Source organism: Streptomyces sp. NPDC007164 (genome assembly GCF_040634135.1).
Lineage (GTDB): Bacteria > Actinomycetota > Actinomycetes > Streptomycetales > Streptomycetaceae > Streptomyces > Streptomyces sanglieri.
This window is the reverse complement of record NZ_JBEYFB010000052.1, coordinates 1-14,923: the sequence shown is the minus strand read 5'-3', so window position 1 is coordinate 14,923 and position 14,923 is coordinate 1. Positions and strand designations below refer to the sequence as shown.

General features: G+C 71.4%; 12 protein-coding genes. 8 read left to right on the top strand and 4 right to left on the bottom strand.

Annotated elements, in window-relative coordinates:
* Positions 1-53: 53 nt before the first annotated feature.
* The 6 genes from ABZ622_RS35820 to ABZ622_RS35795 all read left to right on the top strand — a co-directional run bounded on the left by ABZ622_RS35820 (position 54) and on the right by ABZ622_RS35795 (position 5,731).
* Positions 54-1,094, top strand: a complete 1,041-nt coding sequence (locus ABZ622_RS35820; RefSeq protein WP_360550569.1) for an AraC family transcriptional regulator — start codon at positions 54-56, stop codon at positions 1,092-1,094.
* Positions 1,095-1,241: 147 nt separating this feature from the next.
* The gene (locus tag ABZ622_RS35815) at positions 1,242-2,270 is read left to right on the top strand and encodes an ABC transporter substrate-binding protein (protein WP_360550567.1); all 1,029 of its coding nucleotides are present in this window, start codon (positions 1,242-1,244) and stop codon (positions 2,268-2,270) included.
* Positions 2,267-2,890, top strand: coding sequence for an iron chelate uptake ABC transporter family permease subunit (locus tag ABZ622_RS35810; RefSeq protein WP_360550565.1), 624 nt, complete (start codon positions 2,267-2,269; stop codon positions 2,888-2,890). The genes ABZ622_RS35815 and ABZ622_RS35810 overlap by 4 nt, the downstream gene beginning before the upstream one ends.
* Positions 2,851-3,456: an iron ABC transporter permease gene (locus tag ABZ622_RS35805; RefSeq protein ID WP_360550563.1), complete on the top strand. Its 606-nt coding sequence runs from the start codon at positions 2,851-2,853 to the stop codon at positions 3,454-3,456. The genes ABZ622_RS35810 and ABZ622_RS35805 overlap by 40 nt, the downstream gene beginning before the upstream one ends.
* Positions 3,446-4,303 carry an ABC transporter ATP-binding protein gene (locus ABZ622_RS35800; RefSeq protein WP_360550561.1) on the top strand — a complete coding sequence of 286 codons (858 nt, stop codon included), beginning with the start codon at positions 3,446-3,448 and terminating at the stop codon, positions 4,301-4,303. The genes ABZ622_RS35805 and ABZ622_RS35800 overlap by 11 nt, the downstream gene beginning before the upstream one ends.
* A gap of 3 nt (positions 4,304-4,306) precedes the next feature.
* Positions 4,307-5,731: an MFS transporter gene (locus ABZ622_RS35795; RefSeq protein ID WP_360550556.1), complete on the top strand. Its 1,425-nt coding sequence runs from the start codon at positions 4,307-4,309 to the stop codon at positions 5,729-5,731.
* 120 nt (positions 5,732-5,851) lie between these two features.
* Here the strand turns inward: ABZ622_RS35795 and ABZ622_RS35790 are convergent, their stop codons facing one another.
* Complete coding sequence (locus ABZ622_RS35790; protein ID WP_360550554.1) at positions 5,852-6,244, bottom strand: hypothetical protein; 393 nt, start codon at positions 6,242-6,244, stop codon at positions 5,852-5,854.
* Positions 6,245-6,510: 266 nt separating this feature from the next.
* Between ABZ622_RS35790 and ABZ622_RS35785 the strand changes: the two genes are divergently transcribed.
* Positions 6,511-8,721, top strand: coding sequence for an NB-ARC domain-containing protein (locus tag ABZ622_RS35785; protein ID WP_360550552.1), 2,211 nt, complete (start codon positions 6,511-6,513; stop codon positions 8,719-8,721).
* 421 nt (positions 8,722-9,142) lie between these two features.
* Here ABZ622_RS35785 and ABZ622_RS35780 read toward each other — a convergent pair whose 3' ends face one another.
* Positions 9,143-10,396, bottom strand: a complete 1,254-nt coding sequence (locus tag ABZ622_RS35780) for a hypothetical protein (protein ID WP_360550550.1) — start codon at positions 10,394-10,396, stop codon at positions 9,143-9,145.
* Between the two features lie 406 nt (positions 10,397-10,802).
* Between ABZ622_RS35780 and ABZ622_RS35775 the strand changes: the two genes are divergently transcribed.
* Positions 10,803-13,895: a BTAD domain-containing putative transcriptional regulator gene (locus ABZ622_RS35775; protein ID WP_360550548.1), complete on the top strand. Its 3,093-nt coding sequence runs from the start codon at positions 10,803-10,805 to the stop codon at positions 13,893-13,895.
* Positions 13,896-13,930: 35 nt separating this feature from the next.
* On the opposite strand, the gene ABZ622_RS35770 is transcribed toward ABZ622_RS35775, so the two are convergent.
* Together ABZ622_RS35770 and ABZ622_RS35765 are read right to left on the bottom strand one after the other, a co-directional pair.
* Positions 13,931-14,242, bottom strand: coding sequence for a hypothetical protein (locus ABZ622_RS35770; RefSeq protein WP_360550546.1), 312 nt, complete (start codon positions 14,240-14,242; stop codon positions 13,931-13,933).
* Positions 14,243-14,376: 134 nt separating this feature from the next.
* A complete protein-coding gene (locus tag ABZ622_RS35765; protein ID WP_360550544.1) occupies positions 14,377-14,610 on the bottom strand; it encodes a hypothetical protein in 234 nt (77 codons plus the stop codon).
* Positions 14,611-14,923: the final 313 nt, after the last annotated feature.

Below are 14,923 nucleotides of genomic sequence, written 5' to 3'. Positions count from 1 at the left end.
AGGTTACCCTTACTTAAAATAAGAGGGTCGATGCCCACTTCTCTGGAGGCGGTGTGACCAGGCGCTTCTCTCTCACGTCCGCGCGTGGGTACGCGGATCTCGGGCGGCAGTACCGGGAGTTCTACACGGCGATCGCGACCTGCCGCAGCGGTGGTGTGGAGGGGGCCCGGGTGTACGACCTGCGGCCGGAGACCGGGACCGGGAGCATCACCGTCCATGAGCTGCTCCACGGGGTCACGCTCACGTTGTACGACCTGACGTTCCACGACGAGCTGATCCTGGACTTCGATCTCGCCGGCGACTACTTCGAGCTGGAGTACTGCGTCGACGGGCTGATGCATCTGGAGGAGCGGGCGACCGGGGCGACGGTCTTCGGGGCGAACGAGCTGTCGATATCGCATTCGCGGGCTTCGGCGGGGCGGCTCGTCCGGCCCGCCGGGCAGCGCTACCGGGGTGTGTCGATCGCGGCCCGCCGGGAGGCGACCGGCGTCTTCTTCGGGAGTCTGGGGACGGCGGCCTGGGAGGAGAGCGTCGAGGGGATGCCGGCCGAGCTGCGCGACGCGCACTATCTCGGCCGGCAGGCTCCGCCCGAACTCGCGGCCGCGTTCGCCGACTTGTTCACGTGCGCGCTGCCGGCCCGGTTCCGCGCGCTGTATCTGGAGTCGAAGGTCATGGAGATCCTCGCCCGGATCGTCGCGGGCACCGAGTCCCCGCACGGTCCGGTCCGGCCGCCCATGGCGGAGTACGAGATCGAGCGGATCCGGAGGGTTCCGGAGCTTTTGATGGAGAACCTCCACGAGCAGCACACCGGGGAGTCGCTCGCGCGAAGCTTGGGGATGACTCCCAAGCGGCTGAACGAGGGCTTCAAGCAGCTCTACGGCGACACGGTCTTCAACCACCATCGCAACGCCTGCCTGCGCCGGGCCTCGCTGCTGCTCGTGGAGACCGATCTCAGCGTCGCCGCCGTCGCGCTCAGAAGCGGCTACTCCAGTCCCAGCAACTTCTGTCACGCATTCAAGAAGCACTACGGGCGGACGCCCCGGCAGTACCGGGCGGGCCGGGCAGTGGCCGGTGTCCGGGAGGCCGTTTCCTGATCCCGCGGGGTCGCGGAGGGTGGAGCGGGCGTCCTCGTCGGGGGCGCCCGCTCCACATTTCCCGGCCCCGCTCTCCGTACACGTTCCGCCGCGTTCCTTTCGAGGATGGCCGGGTGGCCGACGCCACGCCCTCCCCGAAAGGACATCGTGAACGCCTCCCCGCTCCGGATCCCGATACGCGTCCGCGCGGCTCTCGCCGCCGGTTCGGCCCTCCTGCTCGCCGGCTGTGCGAATACCGCGCAACCCGCTGCCGTGCGCGGTGGCGACGAGGCGTCCGGGCAGGGCCGCTACCCGGTCACCGTGGACGTCATGGACGACGCAGGCAAGAAGCTGAAGCAGACCGTCGGGGCCGAGCCGAAGCGTGTCGTCGTGATCGGGCAGGCCCTGGCCGAGCTGATGGTCGAGTTCGGGCTCGACGACCGGATCGTGGGGGTGGGCTACCTCGACAACTCGTACTCGAAGTACGCGGACCGGATCGCGAAGCTGCCGAAGATCTCCGACCAGCTCCCCTCCAGGGAGGCGGTCCTCGCCCTGCGACCCGACCTCGTCCTCACCATGTCGTTCGCGCTGAAGCCGGACAAGATCGGTGAGATCCCGTTCTGGAACGCGCGGGGAGTGGACGTGCTTCCGGCCGTCAACTACACCACGGGCCGTGATCTGGACAGCTACTACGAGGACGTCCGGCACGTGGGCGAGGTCTTCGGCCGGACGGAGCGGACCGAGGCCTACACACGGGAGCAGAAGAGCCGGATCGCGACGATCGGACGCCGGGCGAAGAAGGCCACCGACTCCCCCGAGGTTCTCCTGGTCGCCAGTGGCGGGCGCGACACCTACGACTACTACGCGCCTTCCCTGGGCCTGGTGGACGAGATGGTGAACGGCGCCGGCGGGACGCACATGGAACTGACCGACGACAGTTACGCGCAGCTCTCGCTCGAATCGATCGTCGCGGCGGACCCGGACAAGATCATCGTCACCGAGTTCCAGAAGTCGGACGGCGAGAAGTCGCGCGACCGCCTGCTGCGCGACCCGCGCCTGAAGAACGTCACCGCGATCAGGAACGGCGATGTGATGATCGCCGACTACACGACCTCGATCCGGGGCTCGCTCGCGCTCGCGGACCTGTGCGAGGACGTCGCGGAGTTCGTCCACCCCGACCTCTTCCCGGCCTCATGAGCCAGGACATGATCGCGCCGGAACGGAAGGAACGGCGGGAGGAGCGGCGGGAGGAGCGGCGAGGGGAGCGGCGAGGGGAGCGGCGCAGGGAACGACAGGAGGAACGGCGGGCGACGCGGGCGGGCCGGGGCGGAAGGGCATGGCGGGTGGCGCCGTCCGCCCTGGTGGCCGCTCTCCTGCTCCTGCTGGCCGGCTCAGCCGTCCTGTCGGTCTCGATCAGTCAGGTCGACGTCCCGGTGCGTGAGTCCGCGCGGGTGCTGCTCGACGGGCTGACCGGGATCGGCGGTCCCGGTGACCCCATGTTCGTGGACGTGATCTGGAACATCCGCCTCCCGCGGGTTCTGCTGGCCGCGGTCGTCGGTGGCGGGCTCGCGCTGTGCGGCACCGTCATGCAGGCCACCCTCCAGAACCCGCTCGCCGATCCCTTCGTCCTCGGCATCTCCTCGGGGGCGTCCCTCGGCGCCGCGTTCGCGATCCTGACCGGGTTCGGGGCAGCCGGGGCCGTGGGGCCGTCGCCGGACTCGGCGTGCCGTTCTGGGCGTTCATCGGGGCACTGGCCGCCGCCGCCCTGGTACTGGGTGTGGGCAGCGGAGGCTCCCGTACGTCACCGGTCAAGCTGATCCTCGCCGGTACCGCGGTCAACGCCCTGTGCGGTGCGGCCTCCAGTGCGCTGGTGTACTTCGCCGACAGCTCCGAGGGGGTCCGCTCGGTCACGTTCTGGAGCATGGGCAGCCTCGCCTCCGCGGAATGGGCCTCGCTGCCCGCCGTCAGCACCGTGGTGCTGATCGCCACGGCCTTCTTCCTCTTCCGGAGCAGGGTCCTGAACGCGTTGCTCATGGGCGACGAGGCCGCGGTCACCCTGGGCATCGATCCCGGGCTGCACCGGCGGATCCATCTGGTGCTGGCCGCCGTGGTCACCGGAATGCTGGTCGCCACCTGCGGAATCATCGGCTTCGTCGGCCTGATCGTCCCGCATGTGGTGCGCAGTGTGATCGGGCCGGACCATCGCGGGCTGCTCCCCGTCGCAGTGCTGTCCGGAGCGCTCTTCCTGATCTGGGCGGATGTGGCCGCACGCGTCGCGGTCCCGAACGCCGAGTTGCCGATCGGCATCGTGACGTCCGTTCTCGGCGCCCCTCTCTTCCTGCACATGCTGATCCGTAAGGAGTACGGGTTCGGTGACAAATGACCGTGCCGCGAGGGCACATGACGGCGCCTCGGGCCACCGCGGACTGAGCGCGGAGCACATCTCGGTCACGCTCGGCGGCGCACGGGTCGTGCGCGACCTGAGCCTGAAAGTGGCCGACGGCCGGTTCGTCGGTGTGGTCGGGCCGAACGGGTGCGGCAAATCCACGTTCCTCAAGAGCGTCTACAAGGTCGTCACCCCCGACTCCGGGACCGCGGTGCTCGACGGACTGGACCTGCTCGCGAGCCGTCCCGGCGCGGTCTTCACCCGGCTCGCGGTGGTCGCCCAGTTCAACGACCTGAGCTTCGACTTCACGGTGGCGGAGATGGTCGCGATGGGGCGCACCCCGCACAAGCGGCTGCTGGAGACGACCGGCGAACGGGACCGGGAGATCGTCCGGCGGGCGCTGCGCCGGGTGCACATGGGCGAGTACGCGCAACGGAGCTTCCGGACCCTGTCCGGCGGCGAGCGCCAGCGCGTGGTACTCGCGCGGGCACTTGCCCAGGAACCGGCCTTCCTCATCCTCGACGAACCCACCAACCACCTGGACATCAAGCACCAGTTGGAGATCTTCTCGATCGTCAAGGAACTCGGCATCGGGGTGCTCGCCGCGCTGCACGACCTGCCGATGGCGGCGGGCTACTGCGACGAGCTGTACGTCCTCAAGGAAGGTGCCGTGGTGACCCACGGGCCGCTGGACGAGGTGCTCACGCGAGATCTCATCCACGAGGTGTACGAGGTCGAGTGCGAGACCTACCGGAACCCGGTGACGGGCCGCCTCGCCATCGCCTACCTCGATGAACGCAACCGCTGCCTGGACGCGTACGCCCGGCCGTCCGGAAGGAACTGAACCGTGAAACTGCGTCACTTCGCTCCCCTGGTCGTCGCCTGCACGGCCACCTTTCTGCTGCTCGCCTACGCCACGGTCGTCACCGTCGCCATTCCGGCGATCGCCGCCGATCTGCACACCGACTTCGCGGCGTTGCAGTGGGTCGTGGACCTCTACACGCTGGCGCTCGCGGCGCTCCTGATCGTCTGCGGGGCGGTGGGCGACGCGATCGGCCGGCGCAGGGTCTTCCTGGCCGGGTTCGCTCTCTTCACGGTGTCCTCGCTGGCCTGCGGGCTGGCACCCGGGGTGCGGGAACTCATCGTGTTCCGGGGTGCGCAGGGGGTCGGCGGGGCGGCCATGTTCGCGACCACGCTGCCGCTGATCAAGGCGTCGTACCAGGGCCGGGAACAGCACCGGGCCTTCGCCGTGTGGGGCGCCGTGGCCGGGCTGGCCGCCGCGGTCGGCAATGTCTGCGGCGGGCTGCTCGCCGAGGCCCTGGGCTGGCGCTGGATCTTTCTGCTCGCGGTGCCGGTCGGGGCGGCCGGGATGGTGCTCGCCCTCGTGTTCCTGCCCCGCGACCCGGAGCGCGCGGCCGGGCGGATGGACGTGCCGGGGTCGGCCCTGCTGAGCACGGGCATCGCCGCCCTGGTCGTCGGGACGCTCCTCTTCGGCGAGCACGGGGCGGGGGCGGGTCCGAGGCTCGCCGCCGTCGTGGCGGCCGTGGCGGTGCTCGCCTTCGTCGCGTACGAGCGCCGTACGCCGGATCCCGTCATCGATCCGGCACTGTTCCGCCATCCCAGGTTCCTGGCCGTGGTCGTGGTGGCGTTCGGCTACTACTTCGCCGCGTTCGGGCCGCTGACGGTGGTGTCGTCGTGGTTCCAGGACGGTGCGGGCCTGGGCGCGGTCGACACCTCGCTGCTGCTGGCCCTCCAGCCCGCGGTCTTCTTCGTCGTCTCCGCCACGTGCGGGGCGGTGCTCCAGCGCGTACCGCTGTGGATCCCGCTGGGTGCCGGCACCGCGCTCTGCGCCGCGGGGTGTGCGGGTTTCGCGCTGCTGGGCGTCTCCTACGGGCCGGCGGCGCTCGTGCCGTCGCTGCTGCTGACCGGGATCGGTGCGGGCATGGTGTCGCCGGTGCTTCCGTCCGCGGCCATGCGGGACGCCGACCCGGCCCGCGCGGGCACGGCCGCGGCCGTGGCCAACACCGCCCGCCAGGTGGGCCTCGCGCTGGGCACCGCGGTGTGCGGCGGGCTGTTCATCGGCCTCTCCGCCCCCGGGCGACGGGAGTACACGACGGCGGTCGGCGAGGTCGGTGCCGTCGCGGCACTGGTCGCGCTCGCCGCTGCGGTGGTGGCGGTGGTACTGCTGCGGCGGGCGAACGCGGGCGTGCGCGGGGCGCGCGGGGCCCGTTCCGGGGTGGGAGCCGGTGAAACGCAGGTCGGTGAGTCGTAAGCCAGGAAGTCACCCGAGCCGTAAGCCGGTGAGCCTCAGACCGGTGAGCCGAGCCGTAGGCCGATGAAGTGCAGGCCAGTGTTCCGAGGATCCAGTGTCGCCGGGCGAAATCCGCGCGGCCTACGCGCCCGCTTCCTCCGGTCCCGTGTCGTCCGGGCCGGAGGAGCCGATCTGTTCGGCCCGCAGCGCCAGGTCCTGGAGCACATCGGCGGAGGTCACGTCCGTCTGCCCGGAGTCGTGCACCTGGGCCAGCATCGCGAAGGCCAGGGTGAACGCGCCGACCAGCTGCTCCACCGCACCGCCGACCTCCCGGCCGACGAGCGTCGCGATCTCCTCGATCGAGGCGTCCTCGGGGACGGAGATCCGGGGCATCGTCTCGTTGAGGAGCACGGTCACCACGCTGGGATCGGTCTCCAGGTCGTCGCGGTCGACATTCTCTTCGAGCAGCCGACGGATCTCGCCCGCCTCCGTGAGGATGCCCACCACCCGCTTCACCACTTCGCTCTGCTCCATCCGGCGAGCATAGGCGCGCAGCTGTGCGGGTGGTGATCAATCGACGCTTCCCGTCGGCGGTCCGGGCCGGACGGGGGCGTTCGCCGCGGCTCCGGGGGGCGTCGCGGGCTGTCTGGAATATGCCTCCGACACATCCGTGAACGGCACCCTGGGCAATATCAGGACATGCGGGAGGGTCCGACCCCCGGCGAGCCGGATTTTTCGCTCGCCTGTGCGGAAAGGATGTTCTCCAGGAGACGGCCGGGTGACCGTCCGGAGGGGGACCGGTGCTGGGGCACGAGCACAGTGGCAACGACTTGAGCGGTACGGTGCACGGCCCCGCGATCCAGTCGGGCAAGGTGTACGGCGGCATTCACTTCCACGGGGAGGCCGCGCCGGAGGCCCGCGGGCCGAGGCCGCCCTGGCAGCTCCCGCCCTCGATCCGGATCACCGGCCGTTCGGCGGAGGTGAGCACGCTGGAGGGGCACCGCGCCCGTGCCACCAGGGAGGGGCATCCGACGCTGGCCGCGGTCAGCGGGCTGGGGGGCGTCGGCAAGACGGCGGTCGCGCTGGCCTGGCTGCACACCATCCGCCCGCACTTTCCCGGCGGCCAGCTGTACGCGGATCTGGGGGCCCAGTCGCCCGGCGGCCCGGTCGACCCGGGAGAAGTGGTCGGGCGGTTCCTGCGGGCCCTGGGTGTGCCAACCCCGCAGGTGCCCCCGGTCCTGGCCGAACGGGTCGCGCTGTACCGGTCGTTGACCGCGGACCGGCGGCTCGTGGTCATGCTGGACGACGCGGCGACCGCGGCACAGGTCCGGCCGCTGTTACCGGCGGGGCAGTGCGTGACCGCGGTGACCAGCCGGCGGCGGCTGCCGGGGCTGAGCGTCGACGGGGGCCATGTCATCCATCTGGAGCCGCTCGGCCGGGAAGCCGCGGTGGAGCTGCTGGATTCGACCCTGGCGGACGGCCGGGTGGCCGAGCAGCCCGAGGAGGCGCGGGCCCTGGTCGATCTGTGTGCGGGGCTGCCGCTCGCGGTGCGTATCGCCGGGGCCCGGCTTGCGGCGCGCCCCCGGCACGGCATCACCACGATGGTCCGGGCACTGACCGAGGAGCACGACCGGCTGGAGGCGTTGGCGATCGACGGCGACCACGATGTGCGGGCGGCGCTGGACCTCTCCTACCAGGGTCTGCCGGCCGGGGCCGCCCACCTCTACCGGCTGCTGGGGCTGCACCCCGGGCGGGAGTTCGGCGGACCGGTGGCCGACGCGGTCCTGGGCTCGGACGCCGCCGATGCGCTCGATGTGCTGTACGACGCGAGTCTGCTCATCGACGCCGGCCAGGCGGCCGGGACCGAGCGCTACCGCTTCCACGACCTGGTACGGCTGCACGCGGTGGCGCAGGCGGACCGGGAGGAGTCCCCCGGGGCTCGGGCCGCGGCGCTGCGCCGCATCGGCTACCACTACCTGGCCAACGCCACCCACGCGGAGGAGGTCATCGACCCCCAGCACCGCACCATGGCCCGGGACTACGGCCCCGACCCGGTCGTGGTCGCGGAGTTCGGTGACGGCGGCACGGGTGACGGCACGGGTGCGGCGGACGCCGCGCTGGACTGGCTCGAACACGAGCTGCCCAACCTCATGGCGGTGCTCCGGATCGCCCGTCCGGCCGGGATTCCGGCGCTGGGCTGGCAGTTGGCCGACGCCCTGTGGCCGCTGTTCCTGCGGCGGAAGTTCTACGCGGAGTGGCGCGAGGCGCACCGGGAGGGGCTGCTCGCGGCGGAGGAGTGCAACGACGCGGCGGCGGCGTGCCGGATGCTCACCTCGGGCGGCCTGGGCGAACTCGACATGGGCTGCCCGGAACAGGCGCTGGTGATGTTCGAGCGGGCCGCCGATTCCTTCCTGCGCACCGACAATGCGCTCGGGCACGCCCGGACGCTCAACTACCGGGGTCTGGCCCACCAGCGGCTCGGTGAGCCGGACCGGGCCGCCGAGTTCTTCGGCCGGGCGGCCGCCGAGCTGCCGGACTGCGGGGACCGCAGGGCCGGTGCGCTGGCGCGGTTAAACCTCGCGGATGTCGCGCTGTCGCGCGGGCTGTACGAGGACGCCGCCCGTGAAACCGAGGCCGCCCGAGCCGTGTTGCTGGAGGCCGGTGACACGTACAACACCGCCCGCGCCGACGCGCTGGCCGGGCGGGCGTACCTCGGCCTGGGACTGCTCGACCGGGCCGAGGCCGGTCTGCGGGGGGGGGCGCTGGACACACTTCGGCCCATGTCCGCCGACCACGAGACGGCCCGCGCGCTGGGAGGTCTGGCCCTGGTCTCCGAACGGCGCGGGCAGCCCGGACTCGCCCGGCAGTGCTACCGGGAGGCGCTGGTCCTGTACTCCGGCGTCGGTGGGCCGGACTCGGCCGACGCGCAGGAGGTGCGGGACAGGCTGGACGCGCTGGGACCGGAGGCCCGGGAGAACGGCACCGCGGACGACGGCGGCGCCGCCGGCTGAGTGCGCGTGCTCCCGACGATCCGTAGCGCCGTCGTGCCGAACTCCGCGACGGGCAGCCCGGCCACCAGCCAGGCGTGGGCGACCGAGGCCCAGATCGCCCACGGCGCGTCCGTCCGGCGCGCGTCCAGCGTCACCGGGCGGCCCGCACCGCCGAGGAGCAGCCAGCACCGGGGGCCGCGGTGCACGGCCACCACCAGGGCTCCGGGGTGACGGCCCGCCAGCGCCGTCGCGGACCGGGGCCCGTCTCCCCCGGCCACCAGCACATCGGCGAGCAGCGGCAGCGGGGACGGGGCGGGCAGCCGGACGCGTACGTGTTCGTCCACGACCGGGGCGCCGGCGGCCGGGTGCAGCAGGATGACCTCGGTGCGGCGGACCGGCCCCCGGGCCCGGGGATCCTCGTACAGCGCCACGGTGAGCGCGGTCATCGCACTGCCCCGCCACGTTCGTCGTACCGCACGCCGAACGGCAGCGGCGCGTGCTCGGCGGCGAGTCGCACCGCGGGGGCCCGCAGGCGCAGCTTGCGGTAGATCAGCGTGCGCATCCGGGTGGCGAACCGGCCGGGTTCGGAGGTGATGCGGTCCGCGATCCGCTCGTACCGCTGCCGCCGGTAGAGCGCCGAGGAGCGGGCGAGCTGGCGGCCGAGCGGCCGGTCGCGGTGCAGCCTGGGGACGAGGGAGGCCAGTTCGGCCACCGGGGATCCCGGGTCCACGTCCGCCTCCGGCGCGCCCGCCATCAGGACGGGGACGCCGGTCATCGATCCGTAGAGCGAGACGGATCCGTGGTCACCGACGATGTAGTCGGCGGCGACGAGGGCACCGACCCAGTCCGCGTGCTGGCTGATCACCGTGAGGCCCGTCCTGCCCAGGTGCGCCAGCCAGCTGCGGATCTGCCATTCCCCGTGGGCGTTCCAGACGTTGGGGTGGAGCAGGAGCGCGATCCGGTGGTCGTCCCGGGGAAGTTCGGTGACCAGCCGTTCCAGGACTTCCGGGCTCTGCCCGAACAGGGAGCGCGGCCCCCAGGTGGAGCAGGCGAGCACCAGCCGCTGCCGGGCCGTGGTGTGCAGTGCCTCGCGGTAGAGCGCCCGCAGCGGCAGGCTCGCGGCGATGCGGTCGAAGCAGGGGTCGCCCACCACCTCCGCCGCGGGCAGCGCCTCGGGGCACTCGCGGCCGAGCCGAGTCAGCTCCTCGTGGTGCGCCAGCACGATCGACTCGGGCACCAGCCTGCCGTCCTGGACCAGCCACTGCCGGTTCAGCCCGTACACCCCGCGCTCCGCGACCTGGCGTCCGCGCTGCCCGGCCGGCACCAGCTTGTTGTGCCCGGCACCGTGCGGCAGCACGATCACCGGGGCGTGCAGGTCGTTCAGCCCGCCGTGGGCTGCGGACAGCGCCAGGTCGAAGGGCATCTGGACCGCCTGGTGCCAGGGCAGGACCAGCCCGCCCAGCTCTTCCAGGAAGGAGTCCACCCCGTGACTGAACACGTCGGGCGCCGAGGTGAAGAAGACCTGTACCCGGGCGTCGCCCTCCAGCAGCCGTACCGCGTCCAGCAGCCGTTGTCCGGCAGTCACCGTATGCACGACGGCCAGCACCCTCCGGCGGATCTGCCGGGTGGCCCAGCGGTCCACGTCCAGACGCATCGGCACATGCGGCCGATGCGTTTCGGCCAATGTCAGACTCATAGAATCGTTCCCCCGATTCCTCGTCCTCGGACCGGTGGCCCCGTCCGAGACGCCGCGTCGTTTCGCGGCGCACGCCGAAGTCATGCCCGACGCGCTTGACGGGTCGCTTGCAGGAATCCTGCACTCCGGGTGCGGGCGGTTCCGGGCCGGCTCCGGGGGCCGATTGCCGACATCTCCCGAGCGGCTCCCGGGCGTTCGGAACGGCAGTGGGGAGGTGCGCCCGGTACGCGCCCGTGCGCCCCTGTCTGCTACCCGCCCCCGGGGTGACAGTGGAAGGTCCTGCACACAGGTGCGGGCGCTGCCGTCGACGGCAGGAAGCAGCGCACCCAGCGGGGGCGATGTGGAACTTCTTGCTCTGGGACCTCTTGAACTATGGCATCAAGGACAGCAGTGCGGGCTCGGATCGGTGAAAACGCGCTGCGTACTGGCCGTTCTGGTGCATTCGCTCGGTGAGCCGGTCTCCATGGACGCGTTGATCGACCGGGTCTGGGGCGATGATCAGCCCAAGTCGCCGGTGGACACCATGCAGAGCTACGTATCGAAGCTGCGCAGGCTGCTGTACGACTCGGTCGGCGACCTCATCCAGGTGGACCGCCCGTCGCCGCGTCAGTACAAGCTCAGCGTCGACGCCCGTACCGAGGTCGATGTCTCGCACTTCCAGCGGCTGCGCAAGGAGGCCCGCGCGGCGGCCGGGCAGGGCAAGCGGGAGCTGGCGATCGGTCTGCTGCGCACGGCCGAGGACCGATGGCGCGGCGATCCGCTGCCCGAGTCCAGGAGCGACTGGGCCACCTCGGTACGGGGCCGCCTGGTCGAGGACCTGCGCCGGGTGCGGGAGGAACGCATCGGGTTGGAGCTGGAGTTGGGGCGGCACGCCGATGTCGTCGGTGAACTGCAGGGGCTGGCTTCGGAGAATCCGCTGGCCCAGCGGGTGATCGCCGATCTGATGCTGGCGCTGTACCGGTCCGGGCGGCACGACGAGGCACTCGCCGTCTTCCGCACCACGCGGACCCGGCTGCGCACGGAGCTCGGCATCGAACCGGGTTCGGACCTTCGGGAGCTCCACCAGCGCATCCTCGAACAGGACCGTACGCTCCTGGAGACGGCGGTACGCGTCGACCGGCCGGCGGGCCCCGGGCCGCGCAGCAACCTTCCGCGCGACAGCCGCGACTTCACCGGCCGCGCCGCCGAACTCCGGCTGCTGCTAGGCGAATCGGCACGGCCGGACGGCTCCGCCACGTACGCCATGCCGCTCACCGTCATCCACGGCATGCCCGGCATCGGCAAGACCACGCTCGCGGTGCACGCCGCCCACCGCCTCCACGACGCCTATCCGGGAGGCCGGCTCTACGTCGATCTGCACGGGTTCGGCGGGCAGGCGCCGTACGACCCCGCCGAGGCCCTCGCGGTGCTGCTGCACGCGGCCGGGGCCGGCGGCGACCTGCCGGACTCACTGGACGCGCGGGCGGCTCGGTGGCGTGAGTGGACGGCCCGCCACCGGGTGCTCGTGGTGCTGGACAACGCGCGGGACGCCACCCAGGTGCGTCCGCTGTTGCCCGGCGCCGCGACCTGCCGGGCGATCGTGACCAGCCGGAGCCGGCTCGCCGGGCTGGACGGCGCCTCCTCGCTCCTGGTGGAGGGGCTGTCCGAAGAGGAGGCCGCCGTCCTCTTCACCCGGATCGCGGGCGCCGACCGGGTCTCCGCCGACCCCGAGGCGCTCGCGCTCGTGGTCCGGGCCGGCGGCTGCCACCCCCTGCTCCTCCACTGGTTCGCCAGCCGCTTCCGGCACCGGGAGTCCTGGACCCTGCGCCATCTGCTGGACCGGCTGGCCGCGGCGGCCGACCCGCTGGACGAGTTCGACGACGGCGAACTCGTCTCCGCGTTCCGCTTCTCGTACAACGAACTGACGACCCCCACCCAGAAGTTGCTCCGTCACCTGGCGCTGCATCCCGGTCCGGACATCACGGCCACCGCCGCCACGGCACTGGTCGGCGCGCCCCCGGACGGCACCCGGATCCGCCGCGGTCTGGACGAACTCCACGATTTCCACCTCCTTGAGGAGCCCACCCCCGGCCGGTTCCGGCTGCACGATCTCACCAGGGCCTTCGCGCTGCGCATGTTCGGCCGGGCCGAGCCGGAGGAGTCCCGGGCCCAGGCGGTCGGCAGGCTGTTCGGCCACTACCTCACAACGGCGCACCGCGCCGACCTGCACACCCGGCCGCACCGCCGGAGACTGCCCGCGGGGCCGGAGTGCGCCTCGGCGTACGCCCCCGGATTCAGCGACGCCGACAGCGCTTCGGCGTGGCTGGTCCAGGAGCACGCCAACCTCCTCGCGGTCGCCCGTACGGCAGCCGACGAGGCTCCCGCGTACGCGGCTCTCTTCCCGCACGTGCTCGCCCCCGTACTCAAGCGTTGGGGCACCTGGGCCGTCACCAACGAGCTCTACGGAGCGGCCGTGCACGCCCTGCGCGCCCTCGGCACCCCGTACGCCCTCGCGCAGACGCTGGCCGAGGCCGCCGACGTACTGGCGCAGACCCGTCCCGACGAGGCGTTGAACTGTGCGGGCGAGGCACTGGAGCTGTTCCGCGGTCTCGGCCATCCGCACGGCTGCGCGGACGCCCTCTTCCAGGCGGGCCGGGCACATCTGGCAGCGGGGCGCGGCGGGGCGTCCCTGCGCGTCATCGACGAGGCCCTGACCGGGTACCGGAAGGTCGGGGACCGCGAGGGCGAGGCGGGCGCGCTGAACGTCCAGGGCGCGGCCTTCTTCCAGGCAGGCCGTCACGGGGAGGCGCTGGACAGGGCTCGGGCGATTCTCGGCATCTACGAGGAGACCGGGAACCTGCTCGGGCAGATCTACGCCCAGAACAATCTGGGCGAGTTCTATCAGAGCCAGGGTCGGTACGGGGAGGCCCTCGCCCACTACGAACGCTCCCGGGCGCTGGCGGAACGGCACGGCGGCCGACAGGAACTGGACATCCTGGACACGAACATGGGGGCGGTGTACCAGGCGACCGGGCAGACCGCGCGGGCCCTGGCCTGCTTCCGGCGCGCGTTAGCATCGCACAGAGGCCACGGTGATTCCCTGGGTGAGGCCAACGCTCTCGTCCAACTGGGCAAGGCATACGCGGAGATGGGGCGTCGTGACGAAGGGCTGTCGCATCTCCTCGCGGCGGTGGAAGTGGCCCGCAGGATCGACAGCCCCTACGAGTACCAGCGCGCCCTGCTCGGTGCGGCCGACGTCCAGTACGCGTCAGGGCAGTTCGCCGCCGCAAGGCAGGCATACGAGGAAACCCTGGCGGTCGCCCGAAAGGCCGGCTCGCTAACAGGCTGCGCCCAAGCGGCCGCGGGGCTGGCCCGCACGGCTCTGAGCACGGGCGACCGGCGATCGGCGGGACGTCACGCGAGGCTGGGCGTGGCGTTGTACTCACGGCTTGAGATGTGGGAGGAGGCAGATGACCTGCGGCGCCTGCTGCGGGACCATCAACAGGTGGCCGACTCCTGAGCGCATGCACCCCGGAGTCGGCGCGGCGGGTCTTGTCAGACCTCGACCAGGACGTCCGCGGCACCTTCCGGCGCCGCCGGGCCGCTACCGGCAACCGCCGGGACTATCCACATCCACTGATCCGTTCCGGTGCGTACAGGTATGACAGCGGTCGGACGCCCGATCGTCGGCTGCGCGACGACCGGACGAGCGACCGCCTCCCGCACCGGGGTGGCGATCAGGGCCGAAGGCGTCGCGCGAGGCGATTCGACGGCACGGGGGGCCGTCGACACCGACTCTCCGACGTTGGCGGCAATAGCGGCGGAGGCAAGCGTTGCTAATGCAACGACAGCCTTGAGCTTGAGCACGTGCAAACTCCTCATACGCTAGGTGTTTTCGACCAGGCATTCTTGAATGCCTTGTTCACAGAGGTGACCTTAGTAGGTCAGATGCACGGCAGACCATTCGAATTCATGGAGGTGCGGAACGTGGTATATGCGGGCTACTTCGACCCCAGATCGTCCGGCTCGTCGGAGCCGGTCTGTTCGGCCCGCAGTGCCAGGTCCTGAAGCATGGTCACCACGTCGGGATCTGTCTCCAGGCCGTCGCAGTCGACGTTCTCTTCGAGCAGCCGACATACCTCGACCGCCTCCGGGAGGATGCCACCACCCGCTTCACCACTTCGCCCTGCTCCATCCGGCGAGCATAGGCGCGCAGCCGAGCGCGCGGTGATCAATCGGCAGACGTACCGCTGTTTTCAATTCTGGCATAGCTCAAGGTGCACCCACCGAGTACATCTGGAAGGCACCTTGGGAAGCAAGGTTGCCGGTCCCGAGTCCGACGCACACCACCAACTGCGCATGGTCGTGTCGGCGTTAATTGCGGCTTACACGAAGCAATGCCCGGGCTCGTAGGCAGCACTTCCCCTACGATCAGGCACATGGTGACGCTCTTAGCTTGTTCTTTATCTACCAAGAACGGCCAGGCCTGCCGATGGCCTTGAGGGTCTCGGGACGTTTGACGGTTTTGCCGACGTCGTAGCGGGGTGC

What these genes read in the sequence shown, in the direction of transcription:
- ABZ622_RS35790 (WP_360550554.1), bottom strand. Translation starts at nt 6,244, where the DNA reads ATGGAGCAGAGCGAAGTGGTGAAGCGGGTGGTGGGCATCCTCACGGAG.
- ABZ622_RS35810 (WP_360550565.1), top strand. Translation starts at nt 2,267, where the DNA reads ATGAGCCAGGACATGATCGCGCCGGAACGGAAGGAACGGCGGGAGGAG.
- ABZ622_RS35780 (WP_360550550.1), bottom strand. Translation starts at nt 10,396, where the DNA reads ATGAGTCTGACATTGGCCGAAACGCATCGGCCGCATGTGCCGATGCGT.